This window comes from Methylosinus sp. KRF6 (genome assembly GCF_018887255.1).
In the GTDB taxonomy this organism is placed as follows: domain Bacteria; phylum Pseudomonadota; class Alphaproteobacteria; order Rhizobiales; family Beijerinckiaceae; genus Methylosinus; species Methylosinus sporium.
In genome coordinates, this window is record NZ_JAHLJF010000001.1 from 3,902,515 (window position 1) to 3,925,338 (window position 22,824).

The 22,824-nt window shown below is 62.3% G+C and carries 5 protein-coding genes; all 5 read right to left on the reverse strand.

Translation table 11 applies throughout. The features are described 5' to 3' along the window. Positions 1 to 285: 285 nt before the first annotated feature. Complete coding sequence (locus tag KP010_RS18500; protein WP_142862346.1) at positions 286 to 2,676, reverse strand: acylase; 2,391 nt, start codon at positions 2,674 to 2,676, stop codon at positions 286 to 288. A gap of 16 nt (positions 2,677 to 2,692) precedes the next feature. Further along, positions 2,693 to 4,375 (reverse strand): cyclic peptide export ABC transporter, encoded by a 1,683-nt coding sequence (locus tag KP010_RS18505; protein ID WP_246659784.1) that lies wholly within the window; start codon positions 4,373 to 4,375, stop codon positions 2,693 to 2,695. Positions 4,376 to 4,441: 66 nt separating this feature from the next. After that, complete coding sequence (locus tag KP010_RS18510; RefSeq protein ID WP_216281289.1) at positions 4,442 to 11,629, reverse strand: non-ribosomal peptide synthetase; 7,188 nt, start codon at positions 11,627 to 11,629, stop codon at positions 4,442 to 4,444. Next, entirely contained in the window at positions 11,626 to 12,612 is a 987-nt protein-coding gene (locus KP010_RS18515; protein WP_210244283.1) for a TauD/TfdA family dioxygenase, read from the reverse strand. Before KP010_RS18515 ends, KP010_RS18510 begins: the two co-directional genes overlap by 4 nt. Before the next feature lie 127 nt (positions 12,613 to 12,739). Further along, positions 12,740 to 22,816, reverse strand: a complete 10,077-nt coding sequence (locus tag KP010_RS18520; RefSeq protein WP_216281291.1) for a non-ribosomal peptide synthetase — start codon at positions 22,814 to 22,816, stop codon at positions 12,740 to 12,742. Positions 22,817 to 22,824 lie beyond the last annotated feature (8 nt).

Here is a 22,824-nt window from a genome sequence, read left to right on the forward strand (position 1 = left end):
CGCTTCAAAATCCGCGCCAGTAGAGGAAGCCAGTGGCGGCTGCTACATAAGACCGGAGGAAACTCTCGCCATTGATCGGCCCGTCGAGCACGAGGGGCGCGGTGATTTCGACTCTAATGCCAAATCCGTCTGATCGGTTTGCGTGCGGCCGAAAGCGAGCCTGAAGGCTCGCTGCCGAAACAATCAACTGGAAGCCGTATAAGATAGAAGGTCTGGATTGTCGGGCGTCGAAGTGTGACTGGCTCGCGCGCGGCAATCGCCTCCGAAGGTCTACGAGAACCGTCGTCAATATGGAATCGTCTGGCGACGATAAGACAGATCGGCCTCTATCTCTGTCTCCGAAAAGGGAAGACGCACCCATTCCTTCCTCGAGAACAGCTCCGTTTGATCGGCGAAATATCGCGAGTCTGGGTTCAGAGATTCTGAAAATGTGAGCAAGGTCTCCGCTCGCGGGCCGCTCGGCTCGAACGAGACGATTTGAATGTAACTCGACCCAGAAACCACCTCCCGTCTCCCCTTTCCGGAAGGCGTGCTGCGGATGACATTATAGACGCCCAACGCCCCGCTGCCTCCATGAATCGGAATAGCTCGCCCGCCTCTCGACGCGACTTGAATTTGTCCCCAGGTCGCGTCGGGCGCGAAGCCCGCACTGGCGGCCTCCCGCACCGACGAGCTCAAAGCGGCCATCAATTGCTTCGCCACTTCGGGATCATCGATGTTCAGCCCATGAGGAGTGTCGAGAGGCCGCGACGAATCGAATGGGACCCGCCAAGCATTGGCGATCTTACGTGCGCGCTCCATGAACCCTTCAAGATAGACATAGCCCATATTGGCGTCGAGATCCGCCGTTCGATTCCAAACGCGTAATTTTTCGCAGGCGGTCGCGAGATATAATTTGTCGGCGCCTTCTGCCTCCTCTCCTATCGCTTCCGGACACAGCGTCAGAAGATCGTCCATGATCAAGGACGCGACATAGACGTGATCGCGCATGAGGAGGTCCTGCAAGTCCTCGGCGTCCAAACGAGCGCCGCGCGACGCGGCTTCCTCGAGACGATGTCGCAGCCATTCGAGAGCGTAGCGGGCTCTGCCTCCGAGCTCGACCTTCTCGCGGCTCACGAGCGGCGAGAAGCCGGTCAAGGGCCGCGCCGGATTGGCCAGCCACGCGCTGTCGTTGGAGTTCAGGACGAAATCCTCACGCCTCAGAATCGGCAAGCTGTCTCCGGGAAAGAGCCCTTCCTGCGTCGCAGCAGGCGTTCTATCCCACTCACAGGCCTTCCGCGTTCCATCGAGAACGGGAAATTCGACAGATGATGGTCTTTCTGGATCAGACGGACGACAAGACGAGAGCTTTGCGGCGTCGACGTTCGGAATCGCCGAGACATTCATGAACAGCGTCGTTCCATCCGCGTCGACCGCTATTGTATTGACCCATGGAATTCCCACAATTCGGGTGATGCTCGATTGAAACTGGTCGAGGGACGTCGCTCGATTCATCGCATACCATTGCTGCAATGCTCTGCCGTTTCCGAGATTGGCGTCCTCGATGACGAATGCGCGGCTCTCGTCCCATCGGAATTGGTCGGGCAGGTCGAACACAGGTCCGAATCCAGACTGATAGAAGTCATGTGATCGCTGCGTGAGCGATCCGTCTTTTTCGAGCACGTCGACGACGACCGACGTCTTTCGCATCGGCAGAGACTCACCCTCGACCAGATATCTGGTGGGATCGGCGGGATCGAGCCGTAGGCGGTAGGACACGAAATGACTCGACGTGTCGACCGTATGCGTCCACGCCAAATTCTGCGTGAACCCGATGTTGATCATCGGCAGCCCAGGCAGAGAGGCGCCCATGACGTCGAGCTTGCCGGGAATAGTCAGGTGCATTTGATAGAAACGGAGAGGTCCCGTCCACGGATAGTGCGGATTGGCGAGCAGCAGCCCCTTGCCGTTGCGGCTGAGCTCCTTTCCGACAGCGATGGCGTTGCTTCCATGGCTGCTTTCGAAAGCGTCCCGCGGCTGAAACGCGAACCGTACGGCCTCGCTCGTCAGCTCCCCGGAACGGGATCTGGCGGCGCCGCGGCTCGGCGGCGCCGCGGCGACGACGGCTTTCATGAAGCGTCCGAGCCCGCTCTGCACGAGCAGACGGCGCATGTTCTTCAAGAGATCGATATCGGAAATCGGCCGCACCCACCGCTTGTCGCGGCATGCCGAAGGCAATCCGCCGATCCCGGCGTCGCGCAGATAGCGATTATATCCCGCCGCATATCCGGAGAGCAGCTCACGAACGTCTCGCGGTTGAGAGCGCGATATCTCAGCGATCGCCTCGTCATTATTCAACCACCGGAAAAAGAAATCGCTTTCGAGATTGGTGATCGCGGCGGCGGCCATGGCGTCCGCTCCGAGATATTTCGACCGTTCGCCTGCGACAGTGAGAATCTCCTCCGCCAACAGGCAGATGTTGTCTTGCGCATAGGCGTAGCCGACGCCATAGCCGAGGCCGCGCTCGTCGACAGCTCTGATGTGCGGAATGCCATGCGACGTCCAGCGAATTTCGACGGTCGCGTCCGAAACGCTCTCTCTGGCGCGAATGAACGACGCGGCGCCGGCATAGGCCAGAGACAGGACGAATATGCTCAGGCAAGCGCGCACAATATCGCGTTTCGTTATTCTGGACATCGCACTTTCCTCAACGTCATGCGGACGCCGCGAGAGCGGGACGCATTTCCTCTAATTGTCCCATCGTGAGCTGCAGTAATCGATCGGACAGATGAAAATAGCGATCGTCGTGGGTGATCACGATGACCGTCTTGCCGCGCGCTTTCAGCTTCGGCAGCATCTCCTGGTAGAAAAACTCGCGAAAAACCGGATCCTGTTCGGCCGCCCATTCGTCGAACAGATAGAAGGGCCGATCCGCGAGATAGGCGCCGAGCAGCGCCAGTCTCTTGCGCTGGCCGCGCGACAGGTCGACCGTCGAATAGCGCCCGTCTTCGATCCGCAACTTGCGATCGAGCTGAAGAAGCAGAAGCAATTCATCGGCCTTGGCGAGCAGATCGTCACTCGAATATCCCAGGAGAGAATCGAAGACATAGGCGTCCGCGAAAACCGCAGAAAAATTCTGCCGGTACGAATCGAGATTTTCCTTGGTGACCGGCTGGCCCCCGAGCTTGATTTCGCCGGCCTCCGGCAAAAAAAGCCCGAGGATGAGCAGGGCCAAGGTCGTCTTGCCGCTGCCGTTGCCGCCGGTCACGAAAACGAGTTCGCCCGGCTGCAGTCGCAGATTCAAAGGTCCGAGCTGATAGCCGATCTCGCCTTTCGGCGCCGGATAATGGTGTCGAACGCCGCACAGCTCGAGGATCATCGGACTTGCCGATTGTCTTTCGAAACCGGCCGCGCTGTCGGTTTCCAGCTCGCCCCCTAAGCCCAGACCGAGCGCCTCGATGTTCTTCAGGGCCGCGATCCCCGTCCCGATCATGGGAACGGCTTGAACGACCGCCGAAATTGGGCCGCCGAGAAAAAGGATTGCGAGCGTGAAACCTGTCAGGGTCTCACGCGATATCTCGGCCGACGATGGAGACGCGAACAAAATCAAGCCGATCAGAATGAAATAGAGCGATTGCGCCCAGCGATTTGCGAGCACATAGATCAGCCACGCCCTGTTTCGCCTCCGTCTGAACGTATCCGCCGCGCCGCTCATCTCCTCATCGAGAAAGGCGCGTCTCCGGCGCACGTCCATCTTCAGCTCTTTACAGCCTTCGACGATCGCACGGAAATGACCGAACAGAACATTGTCGGCCTCTCGCGCCAATTGTAGCCAGTGCAAGGCCCAGCTCTGCGGCAATCGAAAGGTGACGATCCCGAACACGAGAAACAGCAGGACGAGAAGCAATAAGTCCGGCGACAGAAACCCGAGATAAATGAAAATAGCGAGGAGCGTCGAGCCCGCGATGAAAAGAGTCGGGAGCGTATCCAGGGCGTCGACGGCGCTGCCGATATCATCGGTCAAGGCGGCCATGAGCCTGTGCGGCCCGAGAGATTGCAGCCTTTGAAAAGGCGCGGCGAGGATGCGACGACTGAGCCACAAACGGAGATTGTAGAGATTCGCCTGAGCCAAGCGTGACAGCAAAGTCATCGACAGCGCGCTGGACGCGAGAACAAGAAGGCAGAGGACGAAGAAGGCCGGAGCGAACGTTGCTTTGCCGGCCTGCCCCGCCTCGAGAGATCGGTTGATCAGGGTCACCAGCGCGGCATTGCCGCCGCCGGCGATCAACCCGCACATGAGCGAGAGAGCGAACACCAGCCGCGAAGAGGCGAACACATGCCAAAGACGCATGGACGAAGCGCCGATCGCATTGGTCGACATGCCGTTCTTTCCCATCGAGATCTCCGGTCGCCTCGGTCTGTTCGAAGAGAGACGCTTGGCCGCTTGTCGACGCGATCCTTCCTATATCGGGACTTGGCCGGCATCCGAGCGGCCAGACACGGCTTGCAAGGCGCGTCGGACTTGTGCATGGACATGCGCATTCTCGACGATATCGTGGTGGTTTCCGTCCACGATTTCAGTCGTGACATATCCTTTGGCGCGAGAGTCCCAATCGAACGGCGGCCGGCTGTCGCCATCGAGCGTCTGCTTCGCCCACCAGACATGCATCGGCGAATGAACGCTGCGCATCCGCATGTCGCGCATCATTCTCTTGGAGTTCTCCCCGTCCGCGTAGAGAAAATCGGCGAGATCGGACGAGATGTCGCGCCAGAATCCCCGCTCTTGTCCCCATAGCGCGGCATAGACGTAGCGCTCCTGCCCCGCCAGACGGTCCGACATCCGCATCAGATGCTCCCGGTCGGAGGCGGAGAGCATGTCCTCCGCATTCTTTCCTTCGATCGCGGCGAATTGCTCGACGTAATCCAAAGCGGTCGGTTGGGCGCCGTCCGGCGCGGGACGCGTGTCGAGGAGGCCCAGGAACGCCACCGCTTCTCCCTGCTCCTCGAGGAGCGCCGTCATGCTCGCCGCTATGAAGCCCCCCATGCTCCAACCCAGCAGGAAATACGGGCCGCGCGGTTGATGGCGGCGAATGAGTTCGACGTAATCGGCCGCCATCTCCTCGATGGAATTGTCCCGATAGGCGGAGTCGAGCAGACTTCGCGACTGAATTCCATAAACGGACCGTGAGCCCCCGAGAGCGTCGACTAGCGCCTGATAGCGAAGGAGCGAGCCGCCGCTCGGATGAATGCAGTAGAGCGGGCTGGCGTCAGGGCCACGGCGCATGAGGACCAGCGGATATCGCTCCCCGTCCTTTTCGCCGGAAATCCAGTCCGCGAGTTGCGCGACGGTCGGGGCTCGAAAGATCGCCATGACAGGGAGGCTGCTGCATACAGCCCTTCGTATGCGTTCGACGAGCTTGACGCCCGACAGCGAATTCCCGCCGAGATGAAAGAAATTGTCGTCGACGCCTATCGGGTCGATTTGGAGAACCTCTTTGAATTCCCGCGCGACAATCCATTCGGTGACGGTGCGGGGCGCGACATATCGGCCTTTCGCCTGCGCCTCGATATCCGGTGCCGGCAGCTTGTTTCGGTCGACCTTGCCGTTCGATGTCAACGGCAAGGCGTCGAGCGACACGAAGGCGGCTGGAGCCATATAGTCCGGCAGCGCCCGCGCGAGCGCCGCGCGAAGATCGGCGATCACGGGCTTTGCTCCCTCCTGCCCGACCACATAAGCGACGAGCCGCTTGTCGCCTTCGACATCCTCCCGCGCGACCGCCACGGCCGCCCGCACGCCCGGAATCCGCGTGAGCGCCGCCTCGATCTCGCCGAGCTCGATGCGGAAGCCGCGGATTTTCACCTGGTGATCGATCCGCCCGAGAAACTCGATCTCGCCATCTTCGCGATAGCGCGCCAGATCGCCGGTTCGATACAGACGCTCCCCATCCTTGCTGAACGGGTTGGGAACGAACCGCTCCGCCGTCAAATCCGCACGCCCGAGATAGCCCCGCGCTAGGCCGACGCCGCCGATGTAGAGCTCGCCCGCAACCCCGAGCGGCGCAGGCTCCAACTCCTTGTCGAGAAGATATATCTGCGTGTTCCAGATCGGGCGGCCGATCGGCACGCGCGTCTCCGCGTCACTGCGCGCGCATGCGTAGGCCGTAACGTCGATCGACGCTTCGGTCGGACCGTAGAGATTGTGCAGCTCCGCCGTCCACCCGAGATGAAATTGGTCCCTGAGGCCCGCAGGTAGCGCTTCTCCGCTGCACAGCACGCGACGCACGGTCTCGAACGCAGAAACATCCGTAGCATTCAAAAACGCCTGCAGCATCGAGGGCACGAAGTGCAGCGTCGTCACGCCTTCGCGTTCGATCGCCTCTCGTAAGGCCTCCGGATCGCGATGATCCGCCGGCCCGGCCAAGACCAATCGCGCTCCGACGCTCAACGGCCAGAAAAATTCCCATACCGATACGTCGAATCCGAAAGATGTCTTCTGCAGCACGGCGTCTGCGGGCGTCAGCCCATAGCGGGCCTGCATCCATTCCAAGCGGTTCACGACTCCGCCATGTTCGAGGGCGACGCCTTTCGGCCATCCGGTGGAGCCGGAGGTGTAGATGACATAGGCGAGATTTCGCGGGGCCGCGCGCGCGGCGAGACGATCGCCGCTCGCTTTCTCGATCGACGCCCGACCGCTATCGAGAGACAGCGTCGGAGCAGCGTCCGGCAGGCGCGCGCGCAGATGCTTCTGCGTCAGGATCAACAGGGGTCGCGCGTCCTCGACCATGTAAGCGAGCCGCTCGCCAGGATAGTCCGGGTCGAGCGGCAGGTAGGCGCCGCCGGCCTCGAGAATGCCGAGCAGGCTCACCACCATCTCCATGGATCGCTCCATGCAGACTCCGACGATGGTCTCTGGTCCGACGCCCAATTCGCATAAGCGATGCGCCAGCCGGCCCGCCCTGCGGCTCAATTCGGCATAAGTGAGGCGCTCGCTCTCGAAGACGACCGCGATCGCCTCCGGCGTGCGCGCGGCCTGTTCCTCGAACAGATGATGAATGCAGCGATCCTTCGGATAGGCGGCGACCGTCGCATTCCAATCGACCAGCAATCGCCGGCGTTCGGCGTCCGCCAGAACGTCGATCGATCGCATGGCCGTATCCGGCGCCGTTTCGAGAGCCTCGACAAGTCGCTCCAATGCGACGCGCATGAAACAGCAGATGCGCTCCGGCTCAAGAGAGCTCTGCGTCTGCGCCGTCAATCGAAAGCCCTCGTCGAACTCGTCCACCGACAGTGTGAGTGGATAATTCGTGCGCTCTTCGGCGTAGAGCGTCGTCACGCCCTCCCAAGGCGACATCAAACCGCCGGAGGCGCTCACGCCGGCGCCGTGGCGGAAGTTCAATAGCGCCGAGAACAACGGCGCCGGCGCCTCTACGCCGCTGCACCGCTGCGCCAAGGCCAAGGAAGCATGTTCGTGCCTCAGCAAGTCCGTCAGCAGTCCATGGACGCGCCGCAGCCCGTCCGCCACGCTTTCGGCGCCGAGCCGGACACGCAGCGGCAAGGTATTGATGAACAGTCCCAGCGCCCGCTCGGCTCCCTCGCCGCCATGCATGCGCCCGAACAGCACCGTGCCGAACACTACGTCGTCGCGGCCCGACGCGTGCGCCAACGTCAAGGCCCAAGCCTGATGGCAAAGGCTCGCCGCGCTCACCCCGAACGCCCGCGCCTGATCCCGCAAGCGTCGCACCAACGCCATATCGAGATCGACCTGCGCTTCCCTGATGTCGGAGCCGTCGCCCTGGATATCCAAAAGGCCGAACGGAGTTGTCGGTTCGGTCACATCCCCGAGCATCGCCTTGAAAAAGGCTTCATGTTCCGAACGATCGACTCCCAACCGCGCTTGCGCCACGAAATTGCGGAACGGCAATGGCGCGGGAAGGCGATCGGCGTGGCCGAGAAAATGCGCCCGCGCCTCCCGCACACATGTTTCCAGCGTCGTGTGATCCAATATGAGATGATGCGCCAACATCAGCAACAGCCAGCGATCCTGGCCGGCGTCGCGAGCGATGAAGCCGCGCGTCAGCGGAGCTCGGCAAAGGTCGAGCCGATATTGTCGCGGATCGAAACGCATCCGCAATTGCTCGGCGACGTCGCCCTTCGCCGGGTCTAGAGAGACCTCTTCCACCGCCATCGAGGCTTCGCGCCACACGACTTGCATCGGTTCGGCCAATCCCTCCCACGCAACCGCCGTGCGCAGAATATCATGCCGTGCGACGACGGCCCGCAAGGCGGCGACGAAGTCTTCGAGTTGGGAGCGCGTGTCGAAAGCCAAGAGCGCGTTTGCGAGATAAGGGTCGCCTTTCGTCGCCATGAGATGATGAAACAATATTCCTTCCTGCAACGGCGCCAGCGGATAGATGTCTTGCACATTGGACGCCCCGCCCGGGACTGCGCCGACGATGCGGTCGATGTCGGCCTGATTCAATTTCGTCAAAGTCAGCATTTCGGGAACGATGGCGTCGCAGCCGGCTGGAATGAGATTGGGCGGAACGGCGACCTCTGCGTTGCTTCCCACCGCAGCCGCCAGCTTCGCAGGCGTCGGATCGGCGAACAATTGGCGCGCGTCGGTTTTGAGTCCTTGCTGTCGCATGCGCTCGACCAGCGTCATCGCCAGCAGCGAATGACCGCCGAGTTCGAAGAAATTGTCCTCCACGCCGACGCGCTCGATCCCGAGCGCCTCCGCCCAAATCCGGCACAGCGTCTCTTCGGTCGGCGTCCTCGGCGCGACATATCGGCCTTTCGCCTGCGCCTCGATATCCGGCGCCGGCAGCTTGTTTCGGTCGACCTTGCCGTTCGATGTCAACGGCAAGGCGTCGAGCGACACGAAGGCGGCTGGAGCCATATAGTCCGGCAGCGCCCGCGCGAGCGCCGCGCGAAGATCGGCGATCACGGGCTTTGCTCCCTCCTGCCCGACCACATAAGCGACGAGCCGCTTGTCGCCTTCGACATCCTCCCGCGCGACCGCCACGGCCGCCCGCACGCCCGGAATCCGCGTGAGCGCCGCCTCGATCTCGCCGAGCTCGATGCGGAAGCCGCGGATTTTCACCTGGTGATCGATCCGCCCGAGAAACTCGATCTCGCCATCTTCGCGATAGCGCGCCAGATCGCCGGTTCGATACAGACGCTCCCCATCCTTGCTGAACGGGTTGGGAACGAACCGCTCCGCCGTCAAATCCGCACGCCCGAGATAGCCCCGCGCCAGGCCGACGCCGCCGATGTAGAGCTCGCCCGCGACCCCGAGCGGAACCGGCTCTCGCCGTTCGTCGAGGAGAATGACGCGCGCGCCTTCGATCGGCCGGCCGATAGAGGCCGGCCGAAGCGCCGACTGCGCCGCGAGTTCCGCCGCCGTGCTCCACACCGTCGCTTCGGTCGGACCATATTCGTTGTAGAGACGCGTCTCGGCGAGACGCGCCCAATGCAGGATCGGCACGCTCGATGGACAGCTTTCTCCGGCGACGATCGCCGCGCGCAGGCTATGCAGACTTGCGCGATGCTGCTCGAGCAGCATCGCGTAGAGAGAAGGCAGACAGAGCAGATGGGAGAGCTCGTGTCGTTCGACCAACTGCGCCAGGCGGCCGACGTCTTGGAGGTCTTCGTCTGTCGGAAGACAGAGGCGCCCCCCCTGACTGAGGGTCCAGAACAGTCCCGCGACCGAGCTGTCGAAGCTGAACGAGGACAACAACAGGAAGCCGCGCACCGGCTCTGCGTAGTAGCGGTGACGCGCCGACGTCGAGCGCCACGCCGCACCGTGACTGACGGCAACGCCCTTCGGCCTTCCGGTCGATCCCGACGTATAGATGACATAAGCGAGATTTTGCGGGCCGACGCGAAGGAGCGGCCGATCCCGGCGCCCGCCCTCGCTCCACGTCCAATCGGCGTCGAGAGTTCTCGTAGGGACAGCGTTCGGCACGCGGTCGCGCAAGCCTTCCCGGGTCAACACCAATAGCGGATGCGCGTCGTCGATCATGTAAGCGAGCCGCTCGCTCGGATAGTCCGGATCGAGCGGAAGATAGGCCCCTCCCGCTTCGAGAATGCCGAGGAGCGCGATCACCATCTCCAAGGACCGCTCCATATAGACGCCGACGATAGTCTCGGGTCCGACGCCGAATTCGCAGAGACGATGCGCGAGCTGGTTGGCTCTGGCGCTCAATTCGGCGTATGTGAGGCGCCCGCTGTCGAACACGACAGCCGTCGCATCCGGCGTTCGCGCAAGCTGTGCTTGGAAAAGCTCATGAAGGCAGCCGTCATCGAAATGCTCGGTCGGCGGAGCGCTCCACTCGGCCGATAGGCGCCGCCGCTCGATGTCGCCGAGCAGAGCGAGGCGCTCGATCGAGGTGTCCGGCGCCCGCGATGCGCCGGCCAGCAGCGTCGTCCATTGCTCGACGAGGCAGTCGATAGCGGCCGACGAATACAATGCGCGGTCATGATGAAATTCGGCCACGATTTGATCGGCGCCTTCCAAACATTGCAAGTGCAGCCGAAACTGCCCCGGAAGCGACGTGGTCGATTCGAGCGTCATCGCGACGGCGCCCGCGAGCAGAGGCGCGAGCATGGCCTTATAGCCGAAGCCCAACCAACGATCCGGCGCGCCGGCCACGTTTCCCGTATCCGCCGGAGCATAATCCTGCCAATCCCTATGCTCGTCGAGCGCGACCTGAAGCCTTTTCGCGAATGTGGCGAAAGTTTCGCCAGGCTCGAAGCTGCAATGGAACGGTAAGGAAAGAGAATAAGCGCCGACGGCCGTGGCGACGGGATCGCTCCGGCCATCGCCGAGAACACGCAGATCGATGTCCGATGAGACCGAATGCCGATGCAGCAGAGCCGCCCACGAAGCCGACAGGACGGTCTCGAGCGCGACGCCGCATTCTCTCGCGAGGCAGAGAACGGCGCGGACCTGCTCCTGCGGCAAGGATTGCTTTATCACAGCAGGATCGAACTGCGCTTCTTCCCCTAACGAACTCTCCAGGGCCAAAGGCGCCGAAGACGCGACCGATGGTTCGTGCAGGCGCCAATAGCGCAAGCCGTCGCTCGTATCCGCAGAGAGAATATCCTCCTGCCAAGCCGAGTAATCCGCATATTGGATCGGCTCGTCGATAGAAGAGACTTCGGCCTTCCCGCCATAGCCGGCGGCCAGTTCGCGGACGATATTTTGCAGGCTGACGCCATCGCCGCAGAACGGCGACACTGCGATCAGCAGATAATGGAGACCGGCTCCGAAACGCGCCAATTCCGCATAGAGCGCCGCGCCGCGCAAATTTTTGAACTGCGCCTCGCTTTCGATATTGGTGAGCGTCGGAGCGCGTTCCTCCGGCGCGCGATCGCCGAAGTCGCGGAGCTCCCGGAGCGCCGCCGCTTCGCCAATGATCTGGATCGGTTGCGTCGTACCGGGCAAGAGCTCGATTCGAGTACGCAGAGCCTCGTGGCGGCGCAAGATGCGATCGAAGCTGTCCCGGAGCCGCAAAATGTCGAGTGGACCCTCCAAGCGGACGCGGCCGCGCAGCAAAGGCAAATCGCCGCCGCTCCGCCGCCATGATCGCCAAATCCGCTCCTGCTGCAGAGATAAGCGATATCCGATCGTCTGCTGATTCAACATCATATCTCTACTCCCGAGCCGATCGCGCAAGCCAGCGGACTGAAGGCCTGAGCCATCGCCAAAAGTACCCGACGAAAGCCGGAATACGGTGTTCGGCCATGCACGGTCAGAATATTGTCGACGAGGAGGACATCGCTGCTACGCCAGGCAAAGGAACGAAGCGCTTCGCGATAGACGCTGCGCAGATGTTCGAGAACCTCGGCCTCGATCGGCGTTCCGTCGCCGTAATAGGTCTGCGTCGGGAGATCGTCTTCGTCGAACTCGCCGAGCATCGCGTCCCTCACCGTCACAGGCAGGGTCGTCACATGAAAGAAGGTCGCATGATTGAACCATATTTCCTCGCTGGTGCGCGGATGGCGGATCATCGCCGGCCCGACCTGGCGGGTGCATAATTTGTTGTCCGACTTCCATCGCCACTCGATCCCGAGACTGGCGCAATAGCGCTCGACCTCGGCGCGGTCGTCGGTCTGAAAGACCGTCTGCCAAGGCAGCCCGAATCCGGCCCCGTAATTGCGCACATAGAGCACGCCTCGACGCAGAAACCGCTCCCTCACGCCTATGTCGATGCGTCGAGTGATTTCTCGATTGTCGCCGATCGGCGTCTCCCCTCCTTCGCTGGCCGGCGTCTCGCAATAGAGGACGAGATAGGTCGGACAAATCGGCGAATAGGAGTGTTCGTTATGCGGGAAGATGCTCTGGTCGGCGGGATAATTGGTCGATGTATAGACATGGCGTCCGACCTCCGTGCGCGGAGAGGCGCGAAAGCGATACTCCAGCGCGCCGCCGCACATTTTCTCGACGCAGTCCTCGAAATCCGCCAAATTCGTCACAGCAAAGCCGCGTAACAATACAGAGCCGTGCCGCGCCACGAGCTCCTCGAGCTCCTTGCGGCGCCCCGCCGTCCAATCCGACAGCCGGAGCCTTTCGACACGAGCTTCGATGACGAGAGGACAGTTGTCATATCCGGGCAAAAAGCCGAATTCCACCAAATCCTCCGACTGAAGGGCGACGGCTCGTCGGCGTATGGAGCCGAGCTGAGAAGATTTTCGGGACGGGTTCATCATTCGCCTCTTTCGAGAGTATTTTCGAGAAATGAGAAACTTCGATGAGCCGTCACGCACCCGGCAAGCTTCTTCGCTTGACGGACCGCAATCGACCGTGTCGAGCCGTGAGTTGTTCCGAGCGAACGGCATCGCGGATCGCTCGATCTTCCTCGGCTACGAGCGCCAGCATGGCGCCCAGACCGATCTCCGGCTCCGTGAGAGCACAACGCAACAGCGATCGAAAGAGTTCGGCGTTCCGGCCGATGGTGGCGGCCTCGAACAGTCCCGCCCGGTATTCGAATACGACTCGAATCGCTCGACGCCATTCATGCACATGAAGCACGAGGTCCAACTCGGCGTGTTGTGACTCGAGAACGATCTGTTCGAATTGCAGATCGGCGATATCGAGTTCCGTCAGAGGGAAGTTATGAAACGCCAATTTGACCTGGAAGATCGGAGAATGAAGTGGACTGCGTTCGGGTCTAAGCGCTTCGACCAGCTTATCGAAGGGGAAAGTCTGATGGTCATAGGTTGAAAGCGTGACGTCGCGTATGCGATCGACAATTTGGCTGAAGCTCGGATCGCCGTCCAATCTAATTCTGAGGGCGACGAGATTGACGAAAAATCCGATCACCGTTTCGAATTCGCTTCGTGGTCGGTTCGCAACGTCGGTCCCGATGACGAGATCGGAAGACCCGCTCAGGTAGCGTAGCAACACTGCGAAAGCCGACAGAAAGGTCATGAATGGCGTAACCGCGCGCTGCCGATTGAATGAATCGAACGACTGACGTAATTCGCTTAGATCGATTACGTGTGAGCCGGCGACTCCACCAATCTCAGGAGTCCTCGGCCGATCCGCCAGCAGCTCCAAATGCGCGGGCGCCCCTTTCAAATGTTCCGCCCAATAAGCGAGCTGACCTAAAAATCTCTCGTCTCGCATCTGCTCCGCATGCCAGACGGCGTAATCCGCATACTGAATCGGGAGCCGAGGCAAAGACAATTCTCGACCGTCGCGGATGGCCGAATAGATCGCGGCAAACTCTTTCAGGAACAGTCCGAACGACCAACCATCGAAGATGATATGGTGGAAGCAGAGGACAATTGCTCGAGTCGGGGACGCCGTCCCGTCCCCGGCCGGCAAGTCGAACAAAGCGGCTCTGACGAGCGGGCCGTGAGCGAGATCGAACGGCGTCGCGATGAATTCCTTCATCCTGCGACGGAGATCGCTCGTGGCCGAATTGTTCTGATCTATCTCCAGCGACTCGCGGCGCAGCGCTATGGGCGCCTCGGTCAAGATTTGTTGTCGGACGAACCCGTTCTGTTCCGCGAACACCGTCCGAAGGGATTCATGGCGCCGAATAATCGCATTCAGGCTCGCCTCGAACAGGTCGTCGTCCAGCGGTCCAAAAACTCGGGCCGCTACCGCGGAGTGATAGGCCGTGTTGGAATGATCCATCCGCTGCATGAACCATAGCCTCTTCTGCGCGTTGGAGAGAGCTATGGCCTCGTCGCGCGCCGCCGGGATCAACGGCGTCAGCGATTGCCTGCCGGGCCGGCCGCGGGCCTCGTCGATGCGAGCCGCAAACTCGGCCAAGTCGGCCGTTTCGAGCAGGAGACGGAGCGGCAATTCGATCGCGAATATCGAACGGACGCGCGAGACGATGCGGGCGGCGACCAATGAATGGCCGCCGAGCTCGAAGAAATTGTCGCCTGCGCCGACCCGCGGAACATCCAGTATATCCATCCAAATTTGCGCGATCGTCTCCTCGGTCGGGCTTCTCGGGGCGACATAGCGATGCATCGAGGCGATGTCGAGCTCATGCGCCGGCAACGCCTTGCGATCGATCTTCCCATTGGGGGAGAGCGGCAGCGCGTCGAGACGAACGAAAGCCTCGGGTATCATGTAGTCGGGAAGCGCTCCGCGCAGATGTCGACGCAATTCGTCCGGCGCGAACGCCTCGACCGCGCTCACGACATAGGCGATCAACCGATAGACTCCTTTCGAGACCTGCCGAGCCAAGACGCAGACGGCTTGGACCTCGGGATGCGTCGAGAGGCGGGCCTCGATCTCGCCGGGCTCGATGCGATTGCCCCTTATTTTCACCTGATGGTCGACCCGCCCGAGAAATTCGATGACTCCGTCAGCGCGATAACGTCCAAGATCGCCAGTGCGATAGAGCCGGCCGCCCGCGGGGCCGAACGGATCGGGCAGGAACGCCGCGGCGGTGAGGTCGGGACGGTTCAGATAGCCCCGCCCGACCTGGATGCCCGCAACGCATATTTCCCCGGCCGCGCCGATCGGCGCAGGCTCGAGCCAGCGGTCGAGGATATAGAGACGCGTGTTGTCCACCGGCCGGCCGATCGGGACGCTCAGATCGTTCCCCTCGGGAGGCGTCTCGATCGGATAATAGGAAACATCATCGGAACATTCGGCCGGGCCATAGGCGTTGAGCAGACGCACATGCGGAAAGCGTTCCATGAAGCGTCGGCAAAGCTCCGGCGTAAAGGCCTCGCCGCAGGGCAAGAGCCATCGTAATGTCGCGAGCTCGCGTCCCATTTCGGATGCGTCGAGCAATGCGCGTATCATTGACGGCACCGCTTCGAGAATGGTGACGCCTGCCGCTTCGATCTCCTTCAGCAGCCGCTGCGGGTCGCGAGAGATATCGTCGCGGAAAATTTCCACGCGCGCTCCGAGCGCCAACGCCGTCAAGAATTGCCATACGGAAATGTCGAAGCATTGCGACGCCGTCTGCGCGATGACGTCATCGACCGTCAGTCCGAGGGCTCTCTCCTTAGTGATGAGATTGTTGAACATCCCACGATGCTCCACCACGGCGCCTTTCGGCTTGCCGGTGGAGCCGGAGGTGTAGATCACGAAAGCGAGATTGTTCGGACCATAACGGCGCGCCGGACCAACACATTCGCCGCCGCGCGCCTCCAACGCAGCGAGGCTCAGAAGGCGAGGCCTCGTCGCTTCGAGAACGGCGAGCACGGCGCCGGCGCGCTCATGATGAGCCCGCCCGGCGAGCAGCCAGCCGACTCTCGCCTCGTCGAGGACCTGAGCGATGCGGCCGTCCGGATAGGCCGGATCGAGCGGAAGATAGCCGGCGCCGGCCTTGAAGACGCCCAGCATCGTCACGAGAAAATCGAGGCCGCGCTCGTCCAGCAGAGCGACGATGTCGTCCGGCTTCACCCCTTCGCCGATCAAGGCGGAAGCGACGCGGTCGGCCCGGTGGCCGAGTTCACGATAGGTCAGCGTCGCTCCGTCGCAACGAACCGCGACCGCGTCGGGCCTTCGCCGCGCCTGCGCCTCGAATCGTCCGATAATGTCGCGCGGCTCGGCATAGTGGTGAGCCGTCTCGTTCCAGCCCTCGAGAAGCAGACGGCGCTCCTCGTCCCTCAGCACGGCGAGCTCGCCGAGCCGAGCCTCGGGACGCCGGACCATTTCCTCGAGGAGTCCCCGATAATGGGAGAGAAGCCGTTGCGCCGCGGCGGCGTCGACGCGATCGCGAGCGTAGGTGAGCTGCAAATGAAGGCGTTGTCCGGGAATGACCACGAAGGTGATCGGGTAATTCGTATGCGTGCGATGCCAGCAATCCGTGAAACGCCACTGTCCTCGCGATTCCAGCAGGGCGGGGTCGACCGGCGCATTTTCGAATGTCAGAAGATATTGGAACAGCTCGACGCCGCGTGGAATCTCGCTCCAATCCTGGATCTGCGTGAGGGAGACATATTCATAGTCGCGGATCGCATAATTATGTTCGAGCACCATTTCGAGGAACGAGGCCAAGGATCGACTCGGGTCGATGGCGACGCGCAACGGCAAACCGTTGATGAACAGGCCGAGGATGGATTCGACCTGAGGAAGATCGGCGGGACGTCCCGAAACCGTCACGCCGAACACGACCTCCCGGCGACTCGTATAATGCGCCAGCAGCAGCGCCAAGGCCGCCTGCGCGAAAGTGTTGGGCGTGACTCGAAAGCGTTGGGAAAGCTGTTTCAGTCGCGCCGTGTCATCTTCTGACAGATGCAGGACGATGTCCTCGATCGCCCCGGCGCCGGAGCCCCCATCGCTGTTGGCGCGACTCGCGAAAAATGGCGTCGGTTCGTCGAAGCCTCGCAGATAATCGCGCCAGAACGGCTCCGCGGCGCCGGCGTCCTGGCGTTGCAGCCAAGCGATATAATCGCGAAATCCGGGACCGGCGCTCGCCGGCGCCGCGCGCCGCCTCAGCAACGACTCATAGTTGGATTGAAGCTCCCGGAGGATCAGCGACGTGCACCAGGCGTCGAAGAGGATGTGGTGGTGGCTGCGGATCAGCAGATAGCGACGATCCTCCAAACGGAACAGCCGAATTCGTGCGAGCGGAGCGCGGCCGAGATCGAACCCCGTCGACCTCTCCTCCGCCAACAGGACATCCAAGCGGCTTTCCCGCTCGGCGTCGTTCAGCTCCCGCCAGTCCGAATAGTCGAAGGGCAGTTCGACCCGCCGATGGACGATCTGTTGGGAGCTCGACAAATCCTCCCAGACGAACGACGTTCGGAAGATCGGATGGACGTCGGCGACGGCCTGCCATGCGCGCCGAAAGACATCGACATCGATGTCTCCCTCGATCCAATACCGGTGCTGCATCACATAGACGCCAGAATTGGGTTGCGACAGCGTATGAAACAGCAAGCCTTCCTGCAGCGGCGTCAGCGGATAGACGTCTTCGATCTCGGACAGGGCGGCGCCCAGTCCGTCGAGCTCGCGCCGGCCGAGGGTCGACAGCGGAAAGCGCTTGCCAGCGACGCCGAAATCGGAAGGCCTCTCGCCGTCGGAACGGCCGTCATGCGGGGTGATCGCCCGCGCCAGCTCCGCGATGCTCTGATGGCGGAAGATTTGACTGGGGCTGACGGCGAGACCCGCGGCATAGGCGCGGCTCGCGGCCTGAATGCTCAAAATCGAGTCGCCGCCCAGCGAGAAGAAATTATCATCGATCCCGACTCGATCTACTCCGAGGAGATCGGCATAGATGCCGGCGAGACGCTCTTCGATGTCGCCGCGCGGCGCCCGATAGGCGCGCTCGGATGCCGGCCCCTCCATGGGCGCGGGGAGACGCTTGCGATCCACTTTGCCGTTCGAGGTCACGGGAAGCGCATCGAGCGACACGAAGGCGGCAGGGATCATATAGGCCGGCAAAGACCGATCGAGATGGGCGCGCATCGCCTCGCCCGAGGGTTCGGCGCCTGTCCGGCCGACCACATAGGCGACGAGCCGGACCGAGCCCTGCACCTCCTCGAGGGTCGCGACGACGGCTTGTTCCACGTCCGTGTGCTCGCGCAGCCGCGCTTCGATTTCGCCGAGCTCGACGCGGTAACCGCGGATTTTGATCTGCTGGTCGATGCGGCCGAGGAAGGTCACGACGCCGTCGTCGTCGAGCCGGCCGAGATCGCCGGTTCGATACAGGCGCTCGCCGCTCGCCCCGAACGGATCGGGGACGAAGCGCTCCGCCGTCAAATCCGGCCGTCCGATATAGCCGCGCGCCAGCCCTGCCCCGCTCAGACAAATCTCGCCACTCGCTCCTTGCGGAGCCGGCGCCAAATCCGGACCCAGAATATAGGCCCGCATATTTTCGATCGGCCGGCCGATCGGCACGATCGCGCCACGATCGACACGATGCTCCTCTTCGCTCAAGGGAAGCATGAGCGCGCCGACCGTCGTTTCGGTCGGTCCATAATGGTTGAACAGACGGCAGGCCGGCCCGGCGGCGGCGAGCTGTTTCGCCAATCGCGTCGGCAGCGCCTCGCCGCCGAAGATCAACGCCTTGCGAGGCAACGGGCTCTTGCCGCCGACCGGCGGCAGCAGGGCGCTGTAATGCGACGGCACGATCTTGAGCACGTCGATCGGGTTATTCGCCAGATAGGTCGCGAAGGAACGCGGGTCGGTCGCCTCGTCATAGCTCAGGACGTGCAGACAGCCGCCGCTCGCGAGAGCCGGAAAGACGACCGTATGGCCGAGATCGGCCGCGAGCGTCGAAACGAGCGCGAAATGCAGGCCGTTCTCGTTTCCGAGCCGCTCGAGAATGGCCCGTGTGTAATTGACCAGGCTCCCATGAGCGACCGCCACGCCCTTGGGCAGGCCGGATGACCCCGAGGTGAAGATGACATAAGCGAGGTCCAGCGGATCGCTGACGACGGCCGGGGCGACGCTCGGCTGCGCCGCGAGCTCCGCTTCGGCCCCGTCGAGAAAGACCGGCGCGTTGAAATCGATGTTCGATCGCTCGAACCATTCCTGCCGGCACAGCAGCGCTCCCGCGCCCGCATCCTTGAGCATGGCGGCGATCCGCGTCGGCGGCAAATCCGGATCGATCGGTATATATGCGCCGCCAGCCTTTAAAATTCCGAGGAGCGCGACGATCGTCTCCGCCGAACGGGTGACGCAGAGGCCGACCGCGACATTGCGATCCACGCCTTTGCCGCGCAGAAAATGCGCCAGTCGATTGGCCCTTGCGTCCAACTCCGCATAGGTGAGGCGCGTGTCCGCACCGGCGACCGCGACGGCGTCGGGCGTCTTCTCCGCCCATGACGAGACGAGCCGATGTAGGAACGAAGCCTCCGGCCACACAGCCGGTTCGGCCGCGGGAGATTGCTCGCCCTCTCGCCGTATGTCCCTCGGCGTGAGCAAGGGCAGCGCCGCGATTCTCGTACGCGGAGCCGCCACGATCGCATCGAGCAACGCCCGGAAGCGTCCGGAGAGATTGGCGATCGTCGCGTCTTCGAACAGGTCGCGCCGATATTGAAATGACAAGGCTAGGCCGTCGCGAGTCTTCGCCGCCATCAGTTTGAGATCGAAGCGCTCGATGCGCGCCTCGAGCGCCAAGCCCGCGATCGTCAGTTCGCCCCACGGCAACGGATCGCTCTCTTCGCCGAGCGCCAGTTGCGCATAGCCGCTCTCGACATCCGACTGCGCCTGTTGCAACGCGAACCAAGTCTGAAAGACCGGCCACTGCCCAGCGACACGCTCGGGCTGCAGGCGCTCGACCAGCTCCGAGAATGGAAAGTCCTGATGCGCCAGGGCTTCGACCACATTTGCGTGAACGTCGCGCAGATAGTCCGAAAACGGCTTTTGCGGCGCGAGCCGGGTTCGCAAGGCGAGCGGATTGACGAAATTGCCGACGACACCCTTGAAGCGCCCCTGGCTGCGTCCGCTGCTTGCCGTGCCGACGATGATGTCTGGCTGGTGAGTATGGCGATAGAGAAGAACCTTATAGGCCGCGAGCAATAGGGAAAATAATGTGACGCCGTTCGCCTGCGCCAGCCCCTCGAGAGCCAACGCCAATCTCGCGTCGAGCCGCATGTTGAAACTCGATCCGAGGTGACGAGGCTCGGAGGATCGGGGATGGTCGACGGGAAACGCCAATACGGGAAGCTCACCTCTCAGCCGATCGCGCCAATAGGCCCAGGCGCACTCACTCGCCTCGCTCCGCATATATCGCCGCTGCCAAGACGCGAAATCCCCGTAGCCGGCAGCGAGAGCCGGCAGATCTGGCCGTCGTCCCGCGCGGCGGGACGCATAGATGATCTGCAGTTCGTTCAAAACGATCAGCAGCGACCATAGGTCCAACGCGATGTGATGTGCGCAAAGCAGCAATGTCGCGCCATCGTCGCCGTGGCGATATAAAGTCGACCTCAGAACCGGACCCGATCCGAGATCGAAAGGCTTTACGGCCTGCAGGCCCATGTCCTGCTGCAATTCGTCGCTCGTCCAGCGCGCCGCGTCGACAACCGAAAAATAGCCTCGGGTCGCTTCGACCGGCAGCGTCGACTGGACGACGTCATCGCCTTCCAGCGCATAGACGCTCCGCAGAACCGGATGCCGTTCGAGCAGATCGGTAAGGGACGCTTCCAGCGCCTCGCTATCCACCGCCCCCTCGATCCGTAGAGCGAGGTGCAAATTATAGGCGACGCTGGATGGCTCCAATTGATGGACCGCCCACATCGCCCGTTGCGTATGAGACAGACCATCGTCGCCGACGGAGTCGCCGGTCTGAGGCGACTCTGCCCCCTTTCGAGACTGCAAGTCGCAGAGCGCTTCGGCCGCCTGCCCGAAGGTCATGTCCGACAATAAGAGCGACAGCGGAGCGTCCATGCCTAGCAGAGCGTCGAGCGCATGTTTGAGCTCGACGGCTCGCAAGGAGTCGAGACCGCTGCGCATGATCTGCGCATCCGCGCTCAAATCGCTTTCTGGAACGCGCAAGAGCCTCGCTGCGGTGGAGATCAGAAAGCGCGCGACCAACGCGACTCTCTGCGCAGGCGCGAGCAGAGACAAGGCGTCGCGCAACAACGCGTCGCTTCCTGGCGCGACAGGCGCGGCGGCATTCTCACGCCGCGCGCCTTGGACCGCTTGCCCCTCGCGCGTCCGCGCCAAAATCTGCAGCTCGCCATCGAGATAATTGCGCCGGCATTCGGCGCGGCGGATCTTGCCGCTCGACGTCTTCGGGACCGAACCCGGCTGAACCAGAACGATCTCCGCGGCCGCGATATCGCATCCGATCGCCAGACATTCGCGAATTTTCCGGAACAGCGGCTGCGCTCCGTTTTCGCGCAGCGCCGGCAATTGCGAGCGCTGCGGCTCGACGACGACGACGAGCGCTTCTTGCTCCTCCATCGTCACGGAGAAGGCGGCGCTGCACCCGGGGCGCGCCTCCTCCACTTCGTCGTCGATCACATTCTCGAAATCTTGCGGATAATAGTTTCGTCCGCCGACGATGATGAGATCCTTCAGCCGCCCCGTGATGAACAGCTCGCCCTTATCCAGGAAGCCGAGATCGCCGGTGCGCATGAAGCGTCGCGTCTGCTCGCCCGAGAGTTGGGCGCGAAATGTGCTTTCGGTCGCCGAGGGACGATTCCAATAGCCTTGCGCCACGCTCGGCCCCGCCACCCAGATCTCGCCGACCGTCCCATCATCGCAAGGACTAGTCGTATGCGGATCGACGATCATGACCTCGTGTCCCGGCCAAACACGCCCGCAGCCGACCACGGAGACGGCATTCTCGGCGGTCGCGTCCTTTATCCGGTTCGCCTCGAGCTCTGTCCGATCCACGCGGCGTAGAGCAGCGGCCGTTCGGCGCGTCGGCGCCGTCACCACCAACGTCGCTTCCGCCAGGCCGTAACAAGGAAAAAAGCTGTCGCGTTGGAAGCCGCATTCGGCGAAGGCGGAGGCGAAGCGATCGAGCGTCGCGGCCCGGACCGGCTCGGCGCCGCTGAAGGCGATCGTCCAGCAGCTCAGATCGAGATCGCGCTTCTCTTCCGCCGTGATCTTGCGGGCGCAGAGATCGTAAGCGAAATTCGGCCCCCCGCTCGTCCGAGCGCGATAGGCGGAAATCGCCCGCAGCCATCGTATCGGCTTTTCGAGAAACGCCATCGGCGACATCAAGACCGCCGTCGCGCCGACATAGAGCGGCTGCAGGATGTTTCCGATCAAGCCCATATCGTGATAGAGCGGCAACCATCCGACGAGCGTCGAGCGCTCGCTGTGCCGAAAGCTCTCCTTGATCAGTGCTTGATTGGCGAGCAGATTGCCGTGACTGACCATCACGCCGCGCGGATCGCCCGTCGAACCGGAGGTATATTGCAGAAATGCGAGACGATCAGGATCGATCGCGATCGGGCGCCAGTCCGCCCCGTCCGATTCGATGCGATCGGTCACGCTCCAGCGATATTTGCCGGCTCCCAATTTTTCTTCGGCTTCGGCGCCGAACCGCTCGTGTAGCGCTAAGGTCGTCATGATCGCCGCCGGCGCCGCATCGGCAAATATCGCTTGCAGCCGCTGGAGATGGCGTCCCGACGGCGGATAGGCGGGAACGGCGGCGACGCCGGCATAGAGACATCCGAAGAACGCCTCGATATAGTCCAGTCCCGGCGGGTACAGGAGCAGCGCCCGCTGACCTTGCGCGCCGATGTCCTGAAGATTTTCCGCGATGGACCTCGCGCGGCGATCGAGTTCGGAGAAGCTCAGGCGAGCGCTTTCTTTCTCTCCGTCGCCGAGAAAAATATAAGCCGTGTCGTCGGGCTGCAAGCCCGCGCGCATACGCAGCAGCGCAACCAGATTGGTTACGTTTTCCAGCGACCACTCGTCCGCATGAACGTGCTCGAATATCGAGGTCATGATCTTCG